The sequence below is a fragment of the Achromobacter sp. Marseille-Q4962 genome (assembly GCF_943737005.1).
In the GTDB taxonomy this organism is placed as follows: Bacteria; Pseudomonadota; Gammaproteobacteria; order Burkholderiales; family Burkholderiaceae_B; genus Achromobacter.
In genome coordinates this window covers 162,668-182,023 of sequence record NZ_CALSFU010000005.1, presented here as the reverse complement: position 1 = coordinate 182,023, position 19,356 = coordinate 162,668, and the positions used below count along the sequence as shown (strand labels likewise).

Here is a 19,356-nt window from a genome sequence, read left to right as displayed (position 1 = left end):
TCAGGGGAACTTCGACACGATGAAAGCCACTTCATTGCGATGATTCGGATAACGACCATTGACCAACTCAGCGAACTCCTGCTTCGTCAAACGATGGCGATAGGTGTCGTGTAGCCAGATCAGGAATTGCTCTTCATCAGCCTTGGTATCGATGGGGATACGCTTGTAGTTGGGGTCCGCTTTAACTTGGTCCAGCAACCTGTTGAACCACGCATAGAACGGTTCATCTTCGACAGCTGCCGTAACGCGGGGATTCGTACTCGTCGTGCACCCCTGTATCGCCGGCAATGCCAGGACACAAGCCAGCATGAATGCACGGCCAAAGCTTCCCGCGGTCAATTTCATACTCGGATCTCCGTACTGAATCAGGCGAGCAGAAACCATACTGTATATGTGCGCAATTCTGATACCAAGAGATTGTCAAAAAACAAAAACCCGCTTGCTTTCGCAAGGCGGGCTTCGTTGGGCGGACTTCTGAGGAAATCCGTTGTCGCTGATTATGGGTTCGTTTCCGCAAGAGTCAACGATCAGGGGATAAACCCGGCTTCGCGCAGCAGTTTTTCAGCGTTGGCGTGCGCAGCCTGCTCGACGCCGTAGATTGGCTCCGCGCCCTTCTTCTGCCGGGTGCCGCGCAGCCAGCCCCCCGCCCTGGCGCTCGCCCGCTCGACGCTGCGAACCTTGCACCCGTATTCATCGGCCAGAGACGGGAGCGTTCGCATACCGCCCGTGTCGTAATTACGGCGCACCAGGGCATACAGCAGTGCGCTATGGGCGGTCCGCATCGAAAGACATGCACCCAAGCGCCCCCCGCAACGCGATGGAGCGCCCCCGACCAGTCCGGGTGGTCGCCCTCGCTGCCGCACCGTCGATGCCGGCCACCTGGGTCGGCGCGGAGCCGCATGGGGAAGTGTTCCGTAACCCTGGCACAGGCGAGCGCTGGTCGGGCAGCCAAGCTGTGCAAAGGATCTGGGTAACCGCCCTGAAACGCGCCAGCGTTCGATATCGGAGGCCTTACCAAACGCGCCACACATACGCATCAATGATGCTGTCTGCTGGCGAGCAGCCTATGTGGGTGGCGAAGCAGATGGGCCACAAAGACTGGGCCATGATCATCCGCGTATACGGAAAATGGATGCCATCTGCCGACCCGGACGCCGGCGGCAAGGCCGCGGATCTGTTCGGAGAAAAGCTGGCATCAAGTTGTCATTCTGGTGCCCAAACAGCCCCAAAACACCCCAAAAAAAATGACAACATGAAATCTTAAGTTATTGATTTCATTAATAAAGTTGGTGCGAAGGAGGGGACTCGAACCCCTACACCTGTTACGGCGTCAGGACCTAAACCTGGTGCGTCTACCAATTTCGCCACCTTCGCAAAGCCAAGCCCGCTATTGTAGCTTGCTTGTTAAAATCTTGCGTTATGAATCCGCGCCTCGACACCCTGCACCCCTATCCGTTCGAAAAACTGCGTGCCCTTCTGGCCGAGGCCGGGCCGCAGCCGGAAGGATTGCGGCCGATCAATCTGTCGATCGGCGAACCCAAGCACGCCGCGCCCGCCTGCGTGGAGCAGGCGATCCGCGAGGCCATGCCGGGGCTTTCGGTCTACCCGTCCACGAAGGGCGATCCGGCGCTGCGGCGCGCGATCGCGGCGTGGCTGGCGCGCCGCTACAGCATTCCCGCGCCCGATGCCGAGACGCAGGTGCTGCCGGCGCTGGGCTCGCGCGAGGCGCTCTTCGCGTTCGCGCAGACGGTGATCGACCCGTCGGCGGATTCGGTGGTGGTGTGCCCGAATCCGTTTTACCAGATTTACGAGGGCGCGGCGCTCCTGGCGGGAGCCCGGCCCTATTACGTCAACGCGAACCCGCTGCGCGATTTCGGCTGCGACTGGCACCAGGTGCCGGAAGACATCTGGCGCAAGACCCGGCTGGTGTTCGTGTGCTCGCCGGGCAATCCGGCGGGCAACGTGATGTCGCTGGACGACTGGAAAATGCTGTTTGCGCTGTCGGACCGGCACGGCTTCGTCATCGCCTCGGACGAGTGCTATTCCGAGATCTATCTCGACGAGGACAATCCGCCGCTGGGCGGGCTGCAGGCGGCGCGCCGCCTGGGGCGCGACGACTACCGCAACCTGGTGGCGTTCTCCAGCCTGTCCAAGCGCTCCAACGTGCCGGGGCTGCGCTCGGGCTTCGTGGCGGGCGACGCGGCGCTGCTGGCGCGTTTCCTGCTCTACCGCACCTACCACGGCAGCGCGATGAGCCCGCTGGTGGCGGCGGCCAGCGTGGCGGCCTGGAACGACGAGGCGCACGTCAAGGAAAACCGGCGCATGTACCGCGAGAAGTTCGACGCGGTGCTGCCCATTTTGCAGCGGGTGCTCGACGTGCCGCGCCCGCAGGCATCTTTCTATCTCTGGGCCGCCACGCCCGGCTCGGACACGGCGTTCGCCCGCGGGCTGTACGGCCGCGCCGGCATCACCGTGCTGCCGGGCAGCTTCCTGGCGCGTCCGGCGCACGGCATGAACCCCGGCGAGGGCCGCATCCGCATCGCGCTGGTGGCCCCGCTCGCCGAATGCGTGCAGGCGGCCGAGCGCATTGCCCATTTCGTGAATACTTCTTCTGTTTGACCAACCCCTGAAAAGCTGAGCCGCTATGACTCTCGACCTGCAGACCACCATCGAAAAAGCCTGGGACGACCGGGCCAACCTGTCGCCCACCGACGCCTCCGTGGAGGTGCGCGAGGCGGTTGAGCACACGATCGACGGCCTGGATCTGGGCCGCCTGCGCGTCGCCGAGAAGATCGACGACGAATGGGTGGTGCATCAATGGATCAAGAAGGCGGTGCTGCTGTCCTTCCGCCTGGCCGACAATGCCGTGATGGGCCAGGCGCCGCTGCAGTTCTACGACAAAGTGCCGCTCAAGTTCGGCGACTATGGCCAGAACGCCTTCCGCCAGGGCGGCTATCGCGTGGTGCCGCCGGCCGTGGCGCGCCGCGGCGCATACATCGGACGCAACGTGGTGCTGATGCCTTCCTACGTGAACATCGGCGCCTACGTGGACGACGGCACCATGGTCGATACCTGGGCCACCGTGGGCTCGTGCGCCCAGATCGGCAAGAACGTGCACCTGTCGGGCGGCGTGGGCATCGGCGGCGTGCTGGAGCCGCTGCAGGCCAACCCCACCATCATCGAAGACAACTGCTTCATCGGCGCCCGCTCGGAAGTCGTGGAAGGCGTGGTGGTCGAGGAGAACTCGGTGCTGGCCATGGGCGTGTTCCTGTCGCAGAGCACCAAGATCTACGACCGCACCACGGGCAAGATCATCTACGGCCGCGTGCCGTCCGGCTCGGTGGTGGTGCCGGGCTCGCTGCCCTCGGCCGACGGCACGCATAGCCTGGCCTGCGCGGTGATCGTCAAGCGCGTGGACGCGCAGACCCGCGCCAAGACCAGCATCAACGACCTGCTGAGGGCCTGATGAGCATTTCTTCCGCCCCCGGGGCAGCCGAGGCGCGGCGGGAGGGCGAGCCCTCCCCCGCCGTGCTGGACCTGGTCAAGGACCTGGTCGCCCGCCCGTCGGTCACCCCGGCCGACGAGGACTGCCAGGCCATGCTGGCCGCCCGCCTGCAGCGCATCGGTTTCCGCTGCGAAACCATCGCCCAGGGCGGCGTCACCAACCTCTGGGCGCGGCGCGGCGAGGCTTCGCCGCTGGTCGTGTTCGCCGGGCACACCGACGTGGTGCCGCCCGGCCCGCGCGACAAATGGGACAGCGATCCGTTCGTGCCCACCGAGCGCGACGGCTTCCTGTACGGGCGCGGCACGGCCGACATGAAGAGCTCGATCGCCGCCTTCGTGGTGGCGGCCGAGGAATTCGTCGCGGCCCGGCCCGCGCACGAGGGCTCCATCGCCCTGCTCATCACGTCCGACGAAGAGGGCCCGTCCATCGACGGCACGGCCATCGTGTGCGACGCGCTGGCCGCCCGCGGCGAACGGCTCGACTACTGCATCGTGGGCGAACCGACTTCCGGCGAACGCCTGGGCGACGTCTGCAAGAACGGCCGGCGCGGCTCGCTATCGGGCCGCCTCACGGTCAAGGGCGTCCAGGGCCACGTGGCCTATCCGCACCTGGCGCGCAATCCCGTGCACCAGCTCGCTCCCGCGCTGGCCGAGATCGTCGGCATCGAATGGGACCAGGGCAACGAGTATTTTCCGCCCACGACCTTCCAGGTTTCCAACCTGAACGCGGGCACCGGCGCCACCAACGTGGTGCCCGGCGAAGCGGTGGCGCTCTTCAATTTCCGCTTCTCCACGGCCAGCACGCCGGAGAGCCTGAAGGCGCGCGTGCACGAAGTGCTGGACCGCCACGGCCTCGAATACGACCTGCAATGGGAGCTGGGCGGCGAGCCCTTCCTGACGCCGCGCGGCTCGCTGAGCGAGGCGCTCACGCAGGCCATCCGGGCCGAGACCGGCCTGACTCCCGAGCTTTCCACCACGGGCGGCACGTCCGACGGCCGCTTCATCGCCAAGATCTGCCCGCAGGTCATCGAGTTCGGCCCCTGCAACGCCACGATCCACAAAGTGAACGAACGGATCGAACTGGCCTCGCTGGAGCCGCTGAAGAACATCTACCGGCGCACGCTCGAAAACCTGCTGCCCGCCCGCTGAGTCCCGCTTTCATGTATCAATCCGCCCGCCAAGAACTCCTGACGCTGCGCGACCTCATCCGCTACGGCGTGTCCCGCCTGAACGGCGCGCAGGTCGCGCTGGGCCACGGCAGCGACAACGCCTGGGACGAAACCGCGTATCTGGTCCTGCATGCGCTGCACCTGCCGCTGGACACGCTGGACCCCTTCCTGGACGCGCGCGTGCTGCGCGAGGAGCGCGAGCGCGTGCTCGACCTCATCGAGCGGCGCGTCGCCGAGCGCCTGCCCGCGCCGTATCTCACGAACGAGGCCTGGCTGCGCGGGCACCGCTTCTACGTGGACCAGCGTGTCATCGTGCCGCGCTCGCCCATCGCCGAATTGCTGGACACGGGGCTCGCGCCCTGGGTGGCCGATCCGCTGGAGGTGGAGCGCGTGCTCGACATGTGCACCGGCTCCGGTTGCCTGGCGATCCTGGCCGCGCTGGCCTTTCCCCATGCCCGGGTCGACGCGGTGGACGTCTCGGCCGACGCGCTCGACGTGGCTCGCCGCAATGTGGACGACTACGGGCTGCAGGACCGGCTCGCCCTGCATCGCAGCGATCTCTTCGACGCCCTGCCGCCCTGCCCCTACGACGTCATTCTCTGCAACCCGCCCTATGTGAACAGCGGCTCCATGAGCGCGCTGCCGCAGGAATACCGCCACGAGCCGCAACTGGCGCTGGCGGGCGGCGAGGACGGCATGGACCTCGTGCGGCGCATTCTGGCCGCCGCGCCCCGCTACCTGTCCGACACGGGCGTGCTGGTGCTGGAAATCGGCCATGAGCGCGATTTCTTCGAGGCCGCCTTCCCGGACCTGTCGCCCGTCTGGCTGGACACCGAGCAAGCCTCGGACCAGATCCTGCTGCTGACCCGCGAGCAGTTGACGCCGTGATACGCGCGACCGGACTGACTTTGCGGCGCGGCGCCAAAGTGCTGCTGGACGACGCGGAATTTGTGGTGCACCCCGGCGAGCGGGTCGGCATCGTGGGCAAGAACGGCGCGGGCAAGTCTTCGCTGTTCGCGCTCCTGACTGGCGCGCTGGACCAGGACGCGGGCGCGCTGTCCGTGCCGGCGGGCTGGCGCATCGCCAGCGTGCAGCAGGAAATCGCGGCCGACGACCGACCCGCGCGGGAATTCGTCATCGACGGCGATACCCATCTGCGCGAACTGCAGGCGCGGCGCGCCGCGCTGTCCGACGACCAGGGCACGCAGATCGCCGAGACCGAGGCGGCGCTGGTGGAAGCCGGCGCCTGGAGCGCGCCTTCGCGCGCCGAGCAGTTGCTGGCCGGCCTGGGCTTCAAGCCGCACGAGTGGATGCAGCCGGTGGAGGGCTTTTCCGGCGGCTGGCGCATGCGCCTGGCGCTGGCGCGCGCGCTGATGGCGCCGTCGGAACTGCTGCTGCTGGACGAACCCACCAACCACCTGGACCTGGACGCCATGCTGTGGCTGGAGAAATGGCTGGCCGCCTATCCCGGCACCGTCATGCTCATCTCCCACGACACGGAGTTCCTGGACGCGGTGGCGCGCTCGGTGCTGCATTTCGACCACGGCAAGCTGGTCCGCTACAAGGGTGGCTATGCCGACTTCCTGACGCAGCGCGCCGAGCGCCTGCGCCAGAGCAGCCTCGCCTACGAAAGGCAGACGCGCGAGGCGGCCCGCCTGCAGGGCTTCATCGACCGTTTCAAGGCCAAGGCGTCCAAGGCCAAGCAGGCGCAGAGCCGCGTGAAGGCGCTGGCCCGCATGCAGGTGCTGGCGCCGCTGCATGCCGAAGCCGGCATCGACATCCGCATCCCCTCGCCCGACCACATGCCCGACCCGCTGCTCACGCTGGAGCATCTGTCGGCAGGCTACACGGACGAGGCCGGAAACCCCGTGCCCATTCTGCGCGACGTCACGCTCATGGTGCGCGCGGGCAGCCGCGTGGGCGTGCTGGGCGCCAACGGCGCGGGCAAGAGCACGCTGATCAAGACGCTGGCCGAAGAGCTGCCACCGCAGGCCGGCACGCGCCGCGCCTCGCGCGGGCTGGCCATCGGCTACTTTCACCAGCACCAGCTCGACATGCTGGACCTGGACAGCACCCCGCTCGCGCACCTCGCCCGGCTGGCGCCGGATGCCCGCGAGCAGGAACTGCGCAACTACCTGGGGGGCTTCGGCTTTTCGGGCGACACGGTGACGAGCAAGGTGGGCCCCATGTCGGGCGGCGAGAAAGCGCGGCTGGCGCTCTCGCTCATCGTCTGGCAAAAGCCCAACCTGCTGCTGCTGGACGAGCCGAGCAACCACCTGGATGTGGAAACGCGCGAGGCCCTGGCCGCGGCGCTGGCCGAGTTCGGCGGCAGCATGCTGCTGGTTTCGCACGACCGCCATCTGCTGCGCACCACGGTGGACAGCTTCTGGATCGTGGCCGACGGCGCGGTGCGCGAGTTCGACGGCGACCTGGAAGACTACCGGGACTGGCTGGCCGCGCGCAACGCCGGCGAGCGCGCCGGCGCGGCGCGCGAAGCCGCCGCGCAGGGCGCGCCCGTGGTGGACCGCAAGGCGCAGCGGCGCGCCGAAGCCGAGCAGCGGCAGCGCCTGGCGGCGCTGCGCAAGCCGCTGGAATCCCGGCTCTCCAAGGTGGAAGCCGAAATGGAGAAGCTGCGCGGCAGGCTGCAGGCGCTGGACGCGGTGATCGCGGACCCGGACCTGTACTCCGACGCGCGCCGCGCGGAACGGCAGCAGGTCATGGCCGAGCACGGCGAGCATGGCAAGCGCATGGAAGCGCTCGAGGAGCAGTGGCTGGAACTGCAGGGCTCGCTGGAGGAAATCGAACAATCCGAAGGCTAGGGCCGGAAGGGTGGCGCAAAGAGCCGCCCTGTGCCTGTCCATGCCCTTATCTACTAACAATAACAATTATCATTTATACTTTCATGATTGTTTGTTGCCATGGCCAAGGCGCTGGCTGCATGTCTACGCTTACGGATGTCTTTCTTCGCCACTACCGGGAGCTGCTGGGGTTCCTGTCCCTGCGCACCGGCTCCCGCGACGTGGCCCAGGATTGCGCGCAGGACACCTGGATCCGGCTCGCCGAGTTCAAGGACCGCACCCGCCCGGCCAATGACCGCGCCTACGTGTTCCGCGTGGCCGCCAATATCGCCACCGACTGGCACCGCCGGCGCGCGCGCGAACAGGCCCTGGCCCTCGACTATGCGGCCGCCCAGCCTCCCCGGCACGAAGCCGACACGCTGGACGTGGCAGCCGCCAGCCAGCTGGCCCGCCGGCTGGAAGCCGTCCTGCTCGCCCAGCCTCGCCGCAGCCTGGACGTCTTCATCATGCATCGCCATGACGGCATGAGCTACCGCGCCATCGCCGAACGCCTCTCCATCTCCGTCAGCGCCGTCGAAAAACACATGATGCGCATCCTGCTGGCCTGCGACCAGGCGCTGGCGGCATGAGCCTTGCCGACGGCTCCCGGCGCGGGCGCCGAAGCGCGCGGCCCGACAGCGGCCAGCCGGGCAATCGCGCCGCCACCGAACAGGCCTCGCTCTGGGTGGTGCGGCGCAGCGGCCAGCCTCCGGACGCGCGGGCGCAGTCCGAATTCGAAACCTGGTACCAGGCCGACGCGAGCCACGCGGCCGCCTACGACCGCCTGGCGCGCGTCTGGCGCAGCATGGCCGAAGTGGACCGCGCCGCGCTGCGCGCCCGGCCCGCCCGCAAGCGGCGCGCGGCCGCGGCCGCCCTGCTGGCGGCGCTGGCCCTGCCCGCCTGGCTGGGCCTGAAAGGCGAACATCCGCTGGCCGATTACCGCAGCGGCGCGGAGGTGCTGAACGTGGCGCTGCCCGACGGATCCCGGGTCGTGCTCGACGCCCGCTCCGCCCTGGACGTGGATTTTTCCGCGGGCCGGCGCGAAGTCAGGCTGCTGGCCGGCCGCGCGCTTTTCGAGCCGGCCCCGCGCACGCCCGGCGGCGCGCCGTTCACGGTGCTCACCGGCCAGGCCAGCGCCACGGCGCTGGGCACGCGCTACACCGTCTCGCGGCATCAGGACAGCACGCGGGTCGCGGTCTACGAACACAGCGTGGCGCTGCGCTGCCTGGTCTGCGCCGACAGCCGGACGCTCACCCTGGAAGCCGGCGAAGGCGCGGACGTGTCGCCCGCCGGCATCCTGCCCGACGCGCCTGTCCGCCCCGCCCCTCCCGCCTGGACCCGGGGCCTGCTGGTGTTCGACGACGTGCCGCTGGCCGAAGCGGCGCAACGGCTGTCGCGCTACACACGCAAGCACATCCTGGTGCTGGGCGGGCCGGCCCGCGCGGTCCGCGTGTCGGGCACGGCGCAGGTGTCGGACCCGGCGCGGGCGCTGTCCCTGCTGCTTGCCCAGACCCCCGTGCGCATCGACGAGCTGCCCGGCCTGCTGGTGCTGCGCATGGACGACGGAGCGTCCGGCAAGTCCGCCAAACCTATTAGTAAATAAGAATCAATATAGATAATTCATCGCTCCGGCGCTGAGGGACATGGGGACCCAGCGCGTCCTACGGCTGACTACAACGCAGCCAGGAACCCAAGCATGTTTCCCTCTTTACGCAGCAAGCACGGAGCGGCGCTTCTGTGCGCCCTCCTCGCCGGGATGGCCCCGGCCGCGCCGCAAGCCCAGCCGCAGACGCATCCCGCCTCCTACGACATCCCCGCGCAGCCCCTGGGCGCGGCCCTGCTGGAACTGGGGCGCCAGTCGGGCCTGGAGATTTCCTTTCCGCCGGCCGCTGTGGCCGGCAAACAGGCGCCCGCGCTGCAGGGCGAATACTCGGCGCTGGCCGCGCTGACGCGCCTGCTGGCAGGGTCCGGCCTGGCCCTGCGCGCCGAAGGGCCGGGCCGCTACATCATCTACGTGGACCGCGCCAACCAGTTCTCGGCGCTGCGGCTCGAAGCCGTGCGCGTGTACGGCGAGCAGACCGGCGAGCGCACCTACTCGCGCGAGGAAATCGCCGAAACGCCCACGTCCAACCGCGACCTGAGCTCGCTGGTGGCCACGCATCCGGCGGTGCGCGTGAACCCGAGCGCCAACGGCTCGCAGAACCGCGGCTCCCTGAATGTGGAAGACATTTCCTTCCATGGCTCCAGCCCCTACCAGAACCTGTTCCAGATCGACGGCATGGACGCCACCAACCGCATCGATCCGGCGAGCAAGAACCTGAACCTGCAGGTCGGCAACATTCCCAGCAATGCGCAATCGTATTTCGTGGACACCAGCCTGCTGGAAGCAGTGCGAGTGCACGACAGCTTCGTGCCCGTGGAATACGGCCGCTTCACCGGCGGCGTAGTGGATGCGCGGCTGCGGCGCTTTTCGGGCGAGAACCACCTGCGCCTGGACTACCGCTGGAACACCTCGAACATGACGCGGCAGAAGGTGGCCGAGGGCGAGCAAAGCAACTGGGAACAGGGCAAGCCGGGCTACTCGCCGGAATGGAAAAAGCGCTTCTACTCCGCCGTGGGCGACGTGGCCTTCAATGAGAAATCGGGCATGGTGCTGGCCGTGTCGCGCCGGGAGTCGGACATCACGCGCTGGAACATGGGCGTGGACGACAAGGGCCAGCCGCTGGCGGGCCAGGAAGACTACCGCGACCGCATCGACAATTTCCTGGGCAAGTTCAGCGTGCGCGCCAGCGCCGAAACGGTGGCGGACCTGACGCTGAAGTACGCCGACCGCAGCGAACGCCTGGCCAGCAATCTGTTCCGCGACACGTACTGGGACAACAACCATGCCGCGCGCGGCGTGGCGGGCAATGTGGAGCATGTCTTCAACGGAGGCCGGCTGTCGCTGCAGGCCGGGTGGGACCGCGCGCTGAGCAACCGCGAGTCGGTGGGCGACGAGCTGGTGACCTACCGCCCCTACAAGCTGCCGCAGTTCACGGCGGGCGGCTTCGGCAAGGAGCAGACGCGGCAGGATACCTGGACCCTGAAGGGCCGCGTGGACCTGGACGCCGTGCGCACGGGGCCTTTCACCCACCTGCCCTACGCGGGCGCGGAATGGCAGCGCGTGGACGCGAATTTCGAGCGATTCCAGGAATCGTGGTCGTACCGGCGCGACTACGCCGCCAACGGCAGCTACAAGGATTTCAGCAAGGTGCGCTACCTGCCGGGCACGGTGGACGTGGACTACGACACGCTGTCCCTGTATGTGTCCGACCGCATCGAGTGGCAGCGGCTGGCGCTGGACGCTGGCCTGCGCTATGACCGCGAGAACTTCCTCGGCACCGGCAACCTCGCGCCGCGCTCGCGGCTGGACTGGGACCTGTTCGGCTCGGGCGAGACGGTGTTGAGCGCGGGCTGGGCCCGTTATTACGGCGGCGAAGTGCTGCAGACCGCGCTGGAGCAGGAAATCAGCCGCCTGCGCCGGCAGGTGCTCGATTCCAAGGGAAATCCGGTGGCCGACGGCAACAAGGAATACTACGTGCAGTACAAGGGACTGCGCATGCCCTACGACGACGAGTGGGCCGTCTCGCTGCGCCAGCGCATGGCGGGCATGGAAGGCTTGCTGAGCTACGTGCGCCGCAACGGCCGCGACCAGTGGACCAAGACCGGCACCGAGACCACGGGCTATCGCTACACGAACGAGGGCCTGTCGACGACGGACGGGGTGAGCCTGTCGGTGCGCACCCTGGAGCCCTGGCGCCTGGGCGAAACCCGCTGGAACCTGATGGCCTCGTGGAGCTGGCAGAAGCGCAAGACCAACGCCGACCTCGTGGAAGGCTATGCGGGCGACGCGCGCGACCCCGGCGAATACGTGATCTACAACGGCTCGCGCATACGCGTCATCGACCTGCCGCCCAGCTCGTTCTACCAGCCCCGGAAAGCCACGCTGACCCTGGTGGGCGCCTGGCCCCGCGCCGGGCTGACGTGGAGCAACATGGTCAACTGGCGCAGCAAGCGGGACGACGTCATCTATGTAGGCCGCGGCCCCAAGCCCGAGTACCTCGACCGCTACGAGTCGGGCAGGATTCCCTCCTACTGGACCTGGGACACCAAGCTGTCGTGGCAGCCCGCGTTTGCGCGCAACCTGGAACTCACCGTGGAAGTGCTCAATGTGCTCGACCGCACGCCCAAGGTCATGGCCACCAATCCCAGCCTCACCACCAACCGCAACCTTTACCAGGTAGGACGCGAGCTATGGCTGCAAGTCGGTTATCGCTTCTGAGGCGATCGGCGGCCGCGCTGGCGAGCGCGGCCGCCTTGTGGAGCGCCCAGCCGGCGCGCGCCCAGGACGCTTCCGCCGCCGCGCCGGCCTGCCGGCAGGCTGCGGGTTGGGACGCCGCCTGCCTGCGGGCCCGCTACGCCGGCCCGGCGTCGGAATGGCCGGCGCCGGCCATCGACCCCGGCGTGCGCTGGCGCGAATGGGCGCCGGCGCCCTCCGCCGACCTGCCGCCCGGGCAGTGGACGGCCGCCAACCCGGGACAGGCCACGCTGAACGCCGACCTGGCCAGGCCCGGCGTGACGGCGCTGGGGCAGATGCTGTTCTTCGACTCGCGCCTGTCTCGCAAGGGACAGGTTTCCTGTGCGTCCTGTCACCAGCCGCAGCGCGCCTTCACGGACGGCCGCGCGCTGGCGGTGGGCGAAGACGCGCTGATGGGCCGCCGCCGCTCCATGCCGCTGTATGCCGCGCCCTTCTCTCCCGCGCTGTTCTGGGACGGGCGCGCCGCGAGCCTGCAGGAGCAGGTGCTGGGGCCGATCCACGATGCGCGCGAGATGAACCACGACGCCGCCGGCGCGGTTGCGCGGCTGCGCGACACCCCGCCGTATCCGGCCGAGTTCCTGCGCGCCTTCGGCGACGCCGGGCCCACGCAGTCGCCTGTGACGGCCGACCGCCTGGCCCGCGCCCTGGCCGCCTATGTCGCCACGCTGCGGCCGGAACGCACAGCCTTCGACGCATTCCTGGACGGACGGCGCGACGCGCTGGACGACGCCCAATTGCTGGGCCTGCATCTGTTCCGCACCAAGGCGCGATGCATGAACTGCCACAACGGGCCGCTGCTGACGGACAACGGTTTCCACAACATCGGCCTGTCTTTCTACGGACGCCGCAACCAGGACCTGGGCCGCTACGAAGTGACGCGGGCCCCCCGGGACCTGGGCAAGTTCCGCACGCCCAGCCTGCGCAATGTGTCGCGCGCAGGGCCCTGGATGCACAACGGCCTGTTCGGCGACCTGAAGGGCCTGCTGCGCATGTACAACGCGGGCATGGGCCGCGAGACGCCGCCGGCGGATCCGCCCGACCCGTATGCGCCGGTAAAGTCGCCCCACATCCGGCGGCTCGATCTCACGCCGGAGGAAATCGACGCGCTGCTGGCGTTCCTCGAGGCGCTGTAGACAATAGAACGCCGCCCATGCCGGGCGGCGTTTGTGGTGCCGGAAAGCCGTCCCGGAACGGATCAGGAGTACGGGCGGTCGCGCAGGCGCGCGTGGGCGTCCACTACCGTGTCGATGATTTCGCGCAGAATGGTTTCGGCCAGGGCGGGCGGAACGCCGGCCTCTTCGGCCAGGCGGCGGATGCGCGCCACCTGGTGGGCCTCGCGCTTCGGATCGACCAGGTCGAGCCCGTGGGTGTGCTTGATTTCGCCGAGCTGGTCGGTGCAGCGGAACCGCACCCCCAGCAGCAGGATGATCTGCTGGTCGATTTCGTCGATTTCGGCGCGCAATGCCGCCAGGTCCGCGCTGTAAGACGCTTGATTCGCCATGTCGTGCCCCGAGTGTGGCTCAGCCCTGAATGATTTCCAGCTTGGCGATGCCCAGCGCCAAGGTCTTGGCGCCCACGTCGCGGAACTGGATCTGGGCCTGGGCGTCCTGCCCGGCGCCGCTCAGCCCGATGATGGTGCCGTCTCCGAAGCGCGCGTGGCGCACGCCCTGCCCTACACGATACTGCTTATCGCCCACGGTGACGCCGCTGGTCGCGCTGCGCGCTTGACGCGGCGCAATCGTATTGGTGGGCCGGCGTCCGAACGCATCGGCGCGCTGGCCTGCCCAGGCCGCCTGCTGCGGGCCGCCGTGGCCCGCGCCCGCCCGGGGGCTGAGCCATTTCAGGTGCTGCTCGGGGATTTCCTCCAGGAAGCGCGAGCGCATGGCGTAGCGGGTCTGGCCGTGCAGCATGCGGCTTTGCGCCAGGGTGATGTACAGCCGTTCGCGGGCCCGCGTGATGGCCACGTACATCAGGCGGCGTTCTTCTTCCAGGCCCGAGGGTTCGAGAATGCTGTTCTCGTGCGGGAACAGCCCCTCTTCCAGGCCGGTGATGAAGACGTTGTTGAACTCCAGGCCCTTGGCGGCATGCACGGTCATGAGCTGCACCGCGTCCTGGCCCTGCTGGGCCTGGTTGTCGCCGGCTTCCAGCGCCGCGTGCGACAGGAAAGCCGCCAGCGGCGTCATGGCGTCGGGAACCAGGGCTGGCGTATCGACCACGCCCGGCATCAGCGTGGATGAGGTGTCGTGCTCGGGCACCACGCCCGCGGGCAGGCCGTCGTAGTTTTCCTCGGAAGCGAACACCGCCGCGGCCGTGATCAGTTCGTTCAGGTTCTCCAGGCGCTCCGCGCCCTCGCGCTCGGATTCGTAGTGCGCCTTGAGGCCGCTGGCCTCGAGCATGTGCTCCACCATTTCCGGCAGCGGCAGGTCGCGGGTTTCCGCGATGAGCCGGTTGATGAGCTGGGCGAACTGCGCCAGATTGGAGCCCCCCTTGCCGCCCACCCGGCCCACCGCCGAATACAGGCTGCCATTGTCGGCGCGCGCCGCGTCGGCAAGCTGCTCCAGGGTGCGCGCGCCGATGCCGCGCGTGGGGAAATTGACCACGCGCATCCAGGACGTGTCGTCGTGCGGATTGGCCATGAGCCGCAGGTAGGCCAGCGCGTGCTTGATTTCCTGGCGCTCGAAAAAGCGCAGGCCGCCGTACACCTTGTAGGGAATGCCGGCCGAGAAAATGGCGTGCTCGAGCACGCGCGACTGTGCGTTGCTGCGGTACAGCACGGCGATTTCGCGGCGGTCGCTGCCCTCGTGGATGAGCGAGCGGATCTCGTCCACCACCCACTGCGCCTCCATGGCGTCGGAAGGCAGCTCCATGACGCGCACCGGCTCGCCCTCGCCCTGCTCGGTCCAGAGGTTCTTGCCCAGCCGGCCGGTGTTATGGCCGATGAGCGCGTTGGCCGAGTCCAGGATGTGGCCGTAGGAACGGTAGTTCTGCTCCAGGCGGATGACCGTGCCGTGGGCGTACTCGCGCTCGAAGTCGGCCATGTTGCCGACGTTGGCGCCTCGGAAAGCGTAGATGGACTGGTCGTCGTCGCCCACCGCGAAGATGGCGGCGCCGCCGCCCGCCAGCAGGCGCAGCCACTTGTACTGCAGCGTGTTCGTGTCCTGGAACTCGTCGACCAGGATGTGGCGGAAGCGGCGCTGGTAGTGCTCGCGCACCGGCGCGTTGCGCGACAGCAGTTCGTAGGCGCGCAGCAGCAGCTCGGCGAAATCGACCACGCCCTCGCGCTGGCACTGGGCCTCGTAGAGCTGGTAGACCTCGATGAGGCGGCGGCGGTGCGCGTCGTAGGCTTCCACGTCGGCCGGCCGCAGGCCCTCTTCCTTGGCGCCGTTGATGAAGCGCTGCACGTCGCGCGGCGGGTACTTCTCGTCGTCGACGCCGTTGGCCTTCATGAGCCGCTTGATGGCGGCGAGCTGGTCGGTGACGTCGAGAATCTGGAAGCTCTGCGGCAGGCCGGCATCGCGGTGGTGCGCGCGCAGCATGCGGTTGCACAGGCCGTGGAAGGTGCCGATCCAGAGTCCGCGCGTGTCGATCGGCAGCATGGCCGACATGCGGGCGAGCATTTCGCGCGCCGCCTTGTTGGTGAACGTGACCGCCAGGAGCCCAAAAGGCGAAGCCTGGCCGGTTTGAATCAGCCAGGCCATCCGGGTGGTGAGCACCCGGGTCTTGCCGCTGCCCGCCCCGGCCAGGACCAGGGCGTGCTGCGGTTCGAGGGTTACTGCGGCGCGTTGTTCAGGGTTGAGCTGCTCTAGCATCATGCCGCATAGCGGCGCAGGCGTTGCGCGAACTGCTCGAGACCGTCGATGCCGCTTTGCTGGGCACGCTGGCACCAGGCTTGCAGGTCATGCAGCAACTGTTCGCTGCTGGCGCTGGAGCTTTCCCAGATGCGCCCCAGCTCGCGGCGCATCTGCACCAGCGTGGAAAGCGCCTTGTTCTGGGCAATGGCCTGATCCACGGCCTCGCGCTGCTCGGGCTGGAGGATGTCTTCGTTGCGGTGCAGGGCGCGGCGCACGCTGTAAAGCTTGCGCCAGCCGCTGTCGGCCGTGTCCTTGCTGGAAGCCTTCAGACGGGCCAGTTCCTGGCGGGCGGCGCGCTTCATGACGTCGGCGTAGCGGGCCATGACTTCGTAGCGGTGGGTGATCACGCCCTGCAGGGTGCGCAGGTCGATGCCCGTGCGGGAGTCGTCGAGCTTGAGCTTGGGCGCGACCTTCTTGACCTTGGCCAGGCCCAGGAACTTCAGCACGCTGATGTAGCACCAGCCCAGGTCGAATTCGTACCACTTGGCCGAGAACTTGGCCGAGGTGCCGTGGGCGTGGTGGTTGTTGTGCAGCTCTTCGCCGCCGATGATGATGCCCCACGGGAACACGTTGGTGCTGGTGTCCGGGCTGTTGTAGTTGCGGTAGCCCCAGTAGTGGCCGATGCCGTTCACCACGCCGGCCGCCCAGAACGGGATCCAGGCCATCTGCACGGCCCAGACCGTGAGGCCGATGGCGCCGAACAGGGCGATGTCGATGGCGAGCATGATGAGCACGCCCAGCAGGCTGTGCTTGCTGTAGATGTTGCGCTCGAGCCAGTCGTCGGGCGTGCCGTGGCCGAACTTGGCCATGGTTTCCTTGTTGGCCGATTCCTGGCGGTACAGCTCGGCCCCGCGGAACAGCACCTTCCAGATGCCGAACAGCATGGGCGAGTGGGGATCGCCGTCTTTTTCGCACTTGGCGTGATGCTTGCGATGGATGGCCACCCATTCCTTGGTGACCATGCCGGTCGTCATCCAGAGCCAGAACCGGAAGAAATGCATGACGGCGGGATGCAGATCCAGCCCCCGGTGCGCCTGGCTGCGATGGAGGAATACCGTCACCGAGATGATGGTGATGTGCGTCATCACGAGCGTGTAGACGACGATTTGCCACCAGCTGGCTTTGGTCAGGCCGTCGGCAAAGAAGGAGAGGATGTAATCCATAAAGCTGTTGTGAGCCTCGCTAGAAGAGTGGCTGAAGTTTAGCTTACCTTGAATCGCTTATGACATCGCGGTTTCAAAATAGTAATTGAGGGAAATCAAGCACTAAGCCGGACTTTTGACCACAAAACGCCCTGCTTGCCCGCAAGGCGGGCAAGCAGGGCCGCCCGGCGCGGCCCCGTTATTCGGGAGATGATGCGTCCCGGTTTACGGTTGGCGATGCGCGCGGGCCTCTGCATTGGGCCGGGCCCGCAGCTTAAAGTTCCTGTCAACGGGTTTTCGGAAAGCTTGCAGCGGCCCGGGCTTGCGGCGGCCGCCGGAGTGGCCCACACTGCCGGGCGCCGTTTCATTGCCGAAAAAACCATGCCGCCGTTCCGTATCCGCCCGCTTCCGCTTTCCCGTTCCTGCGCCGCGCTCGCCGCGGCGGCCCTGCCGGCCCTTTCGGCTCTTCCGGCCGGCACGGCCGCGCAGACCCTCAAGACGGGCGACGTGGCGGTGCTGGCCTCGTACTATGAAATCCGGGGCGCGGATTGCCTCGCCCTGCGCGCCCCGCGTGTGGTGATTACGCAACCTCCGGCCCTCGGCCAGGCCCATGTGCAGCAGACCCGCGGCCAGGCCGGCGCTTCGGGCCGCTGCGCCTACAAGGCCGTCCCCATTTCGCAAGTGGTGTACCAGGCCCGCCAGCCCGGCACGGACGTTCTGGCGTGGGAAGTGAAATACCAGGACAAATCGCTGGGCACGCGCCATTACAACGCCCGCGTGGGCGTGACGCCAGCCCCCTGAGCCGGGGGGGCGACCGGCTAGGGCGACCGGCCAGGGCGACCGGCCAGGGCGGCCGGCCCCGCCCCGTTATGCCTGCGGCCCGGCCTCGGGCGTCCCGGGCGTCTCCGGCGTTGCGAGCGGCGCCGCCTTGCGCCGCTCGAATACCGCGGCGAAGAAGCCGTCCGTGCCGTGCCAGTCGGGACGCAACTGGACATACGGCCCTTGCAGCTTCAGCGTTTCGCAGCGCGCGCCCAGCAGGGCCGCCGCGTCCAGGCGCTCGAAATCGGGGTGCGACGCCAGGAAGCGCCCGGCCTGGGCCTCGTTTTCCTCGGCCAGCAGGCTGCAAGTGGCGTAGACCAGGCGGCCGCCCGGCGCCACGCAGCGCGCCGCGCTGTTGAGGATGCGCTCCTGCAGGCGGCCCAGCTCGGCCAGCGCCTCGGGATGCTGGCGCCATTTCAGGTCGGGGTTGCGCCGCAGCGTGCCGATGCCGCTGCACGGCGCGTCGACCAGCACCCGCTGCGCCTTGCCGGCCAGCCGCTTGATGCGCGTGTCGTTTTCGCTGTCGATCACCACCGGCACCACGTTGGACAGGCCGCTGCGGGCAAAGCGCGGCTTGGCCCGCGCGAGCCGCGCCGCCGACACGTCGAACGCGTACAGGCGCCCGGTGGAGCGCATGAGCGCGCCCAGCAGCAGGGTCTTGCCGCCCGCGCCGGCGCAGAAGTCGATGATCATCTCGCCGCGGCGCGGCGCCACCAGCAGGGCCAGCAGCTGGCTGCCCTCGTCCTGGACTTCCAGGCTGCCGTTCTCGAACTGCGGCCAGCGATTGATGGCCGGCCGGCCTTCCAGGCGGATGCCCCAGGGCGAATACGGCATGGCCGCGGGCTTGCAGCGCGCGGCCGACGTCTGCAGCTCGGCCAGCATGGCGTCGCGGTCGGCCTTCAGCGGATTGACGCGGATGTCCAGGCTGGCCGGCTCGTTGAGGGCGGCGATCAGAGTATCGGGGCTTTCCATGGCGCCCAGCCGCTCGTCGAGCCAGTCGGGCAGGCTGCCGCGCACGGCGCGCGGCAGCGTGGCCGGGTCGATGCGCGACACCCTGTCCAGCCATTGCGCCTCGACGCCGTCCAGACCCTCGGCCAGCGCGTCGGCGCCCTGTGTGGCCGCCAGGCCCAGGATGGCCAGGCGGCGCGAGGCCGGTCCAACACCGCTTTCGCCGAACTGGCGGTAGCGGCGCAGGTTGCGCAACACGTCGTAGACCGCCTCGGCCACCTCGGAACGGTCGCGCGCGCCGAGCGCCGGATGCGCGCGCAGCCAGTGCGACAGCGCGGCGTCGGCCGGATAGGTCCACTGCAAAATCTCGCCCAGGGCGCTCTGCACCTGGTCGATGCGCATGGCGGCGTAAGGCTGGCGCGGACGCCGCGGCGCGGACGCGGCGCGCTCGCCGCGCGCCGGCGGACGGGCCTGGGACGCATGTGCGGCGGGCTGGCGCTGGTCGCGCGCATCGGGGCGCGACGGGCGCACGGAGCCGTGCCCGGGGTCACGTCCGGGGTCACGTCCGGGGTCACGTCCGGGGTCACGTCCGGGGTCACGTCCGGAGTCGCGTCCGGGGTCGCGTCCGAATTCGCGGCCCGGTTCGCGCTGGGACCCGCGCGGCGCGTCCCGGCGGGTTTCGCGCCGCGGTTCGGCGCGTTGGGACTCGGCCCGCTCCGGGCGCCGCGG

Annotated in this window: 17 protein-coding genes and 1 tRNA gene; 11 read left to right on the top strand and 7 right to left on the bottom strand. The window is 68.4% G+C overall.

The window, feature by feature from the left end; translation table 11 throughout:
* Together NGJ44_RS06060 and NGJ44_RS06055 are read right to left on the bottom strand one after the other, a co-directional pair.
* A complete protein-coding gene (locus NGJ44_RS06060; RefSeq protein ID WP_251863406.1) occupies nt 1-345 on the bottom strand; it encodes a hypothetical protein in 345 nt (114 codons plus the stop codon).
* A 182-nt stretch (nt 346-527) separates the two neighbouring features.
* On the bottom strand, nt 528-782 hold the full coding sequence (locus tag NGJ44_RS06055) for a hypothetical protein (protein WP_251863405.1): 255 nt from the start codon (nt 780-782) through the stop codon (nt 528-530).
* A gap of 8 nt (nt 783-790) precedes the next feature.
* Between NGJ44_RS06055 and NGJ44_RS06050 the strand changes: the two genes are divergently transcribed.
* On the top strand, nt 791-1,264 hold the full coding sequence (locus NGJ44_RS06050) for a tyrosine-type recombinase/integrase (RefSeq protein WP_353506948.1): 474 nt from the start codon (nt 791-793) through the stop codon (nt 1,262-1,264).
* Nucleotides 1,265-1,287: 23 nt separating this feature from the next.
* Here NGJ44_RS06050 and NGJ44_RS06045 read toward each other — a convergent pair.
* A tRNA-Leu gene (locus NGJ44_RS06045) sits at nt 1,288-1,374 on the bottom strand.
* Nucleotides 1,375-1,419: 45 nt separating this feature from the next.
* Here NGJ44_RS06045 and dapC point away from each other — a divergent pair.
* The 9 genes from dapC to NGJ44_RS06000 all read left to right on the top strand — a co-directional run bounded on the left by dapC (nt 1,420) and on the right by NGJ44_RS06000 (nt 13,000).
* The gene (gene dapC, locus NGJ44_RS06040) at nt 1,420-2,619 is read left to right on the top strand and encodes a succinyldiaminopimelate transaminase (protein ID WP_053244899.1); all 1,200 of its coding nucleotides are present in this window, start codon (nt 1,420-1,422) and stop codon (nt 2,617-2,619) included.
* A 25-nt stretch (nt 2,620-2,644) separates the two neighbouring features.
* Entirely contained in the window at nt 2,645-3,466 is an 822-nt protein-coding gene (gene dapD / locus NGJ44_RS06035) for a 2,3,4,5-tetrahydropyridine-2,6-dicarboxylate N-succinyltransferase (protein WP_053244900.1), read from the top strand.
* Entirely contained in the window at nt 3,466-4,653 is a 1,188-nt protein-coding gene (gene dapE, locus NGJ44_RS06030) for a succinyl-diaminopimelate desuccinylase (protein ID WP_082308332.1), read from the top strand. The genes dapD and dapE overlap by 1 nt, the downstream gene beginning before the upstream one ends.
* Nucleotides 4,654-4,664: 11 nt before the next feature.
* Nucleotides 4,665-5,561 carry a 50S ribosomal protein L3 N(5)-glutamine methyltransferase gene (prmB, locus tag NGJ44_RS06025; protein WP_053244901.1) on the top strand — a complete coding sequence of 299 codons (897 nt, stop codon included), beginning with the start codon at nt 4,665-4,667 and terminating at the stop codon, nt 5,559-5,561.
* On the top strand, nt 5,558-7,492 hold the full coding sequence (locus NGJ44_RS06020) for an ABC-F family ATP-binding cassette domain-containing protein (RefSeq protein WP_251863404.1): 1,935 nt from the start codon (nt 5,558-5,560) through the stop codon (nt 7,490-7,492). The genes prmB and NGJ44_RS06020 overlap by 4 nt, the downstream gene beginning before the upstream one ends.
* Nucleotides 7,493-7,611: 119 nt before the next feature.
* Nucleotides 7,612-8,100, top strand: coding sequence for an RNA polymerase sigma factor (locus NGJ44_RS06015; RefSeq protein WP_053244902.1), 489 nt, complete (start codon nt 7,612-7,614; stop codon nt 8,098-8,100).
* Nucleotides 8,097-9,113: a FecR family protein gene (locus NGJ44_RS06010; RefSeq protein ID WP_251863403.1), complete on the top strand. Its 1,017-nt coding sequence runs from the start codon at nt 8,097-8,099 to the stop codon at nt 9,111-9,113. The genes NGJ44_RS06015 and NGJ44_RS06010 overlap by 4 nt, the downstream gene beginning before the upstream one ends.
* A gap of 93 nt (nt 9,114-9,206) precedes the next feature.
* A complete protein-coding gene (locus tag NGJ44_RS06005) occupies nt 9,207-11,831 on the top strand; it encodes a TonB-dependent receptor plug domain-containing protein (RefSeq protein WP_251863402.1) in 2,625 nt (874 codons plus the stop codon).
* Nucleotides 11,804-13,000: a cytochrome-c peroxidase gene (locus NGJ44_RS06000; protein ID WP_251863401.1), complete on the top strand. Its 1,197-nt coding sequence runs from the start codon at nt 11,804-11,806 to the stop codon at nt 12,998-13,000. Before NGJ44_RS06005 ends, NGJ44_RS06000 begins: the two co-directional genes overlap by 28 nt.
* A gap of 62 nt (nt 13,001-13,062) precedes the next feature.
* Here NGJ44_RS06000 and NGJ44_RS05995 read toward each other — a convergent pair whose 3' ends face one another.
* From NGJ44_RS05995 to NGJ44_RS05985, 3 genes are read right to left on the bottom strand one after another with little or no spacing between them, the layout of a single operon-like run.
* Nucleotides 13,063-13,368: a chorismate mutase gene (locus NGJ44_RS05995; RefSeq protein WP_251863400.1), complete on the bottom strand. Its 306-nt coding sequence runs from the start codon at nt 13,366-13,368 to the stop codon at nt 13,063-13,065.
* 19 nt (nt 13,369-13,387) lie between these two features.
* On the bottom strand, nt 13,388-15,679 hold the full coding sequence (locus NGJ44_RS05990; protein WP_251863399.1) for a UvrD-helicase domain-containing protein: 2,292 nt from the start codon (nt 15,677-15,679) through the stop codon (nt 13,388-13,390).
* Nucleotides 15,676-16,881: a DesA family fatty acid desaturase gene (locus NGJ44_RS05985; RefSeq protein ID WP_053245960.1), complete on the bottom strand. Its 1,206-nt coding sequence runs from the start codon at nt 16,879-16,881 to the stop codon at nt 15,676-15,678. Before NGJ44_RS05985 ends, NGJ44_RS05990 begins: the two co-directional genes overlap by 4 nt.
* Nucleotides 16,882-17,241: 360 nt before the next feature.
* Between NGJ44_RS05985 and NGJ44_RS05980 the strand changes: the two genes are divergently transcribed.
* Entirely contained in the window at nt 17,242-17,661 is a 420-nt protein-coding gene (locus NGJ44_RS05980) for a hypothetical protein (protein ID WP_082308471.1), read from the top strand.
* Nucleotides 17,662-17,727: 66 nt separating this feature from the next.
* Here the strand turns inward: NGJ44_RS05980 and NGJ44_RS05975 are convergent, their stop codons facing one another.
* Complete coding sequence (locus NGJ44_RS05975; protein WP_251863443.1) at nt 17,728-19,029, bottom strand: RsmB/NOP family class I SAM-dependent RNA methyltransferase; 1,302 nt, start codon at nt 19,027-19,029, stop codon at nt 17,728-17,730.
* Nucleotides 19,030-19,356: the final 327 nt, after the last annotated feature.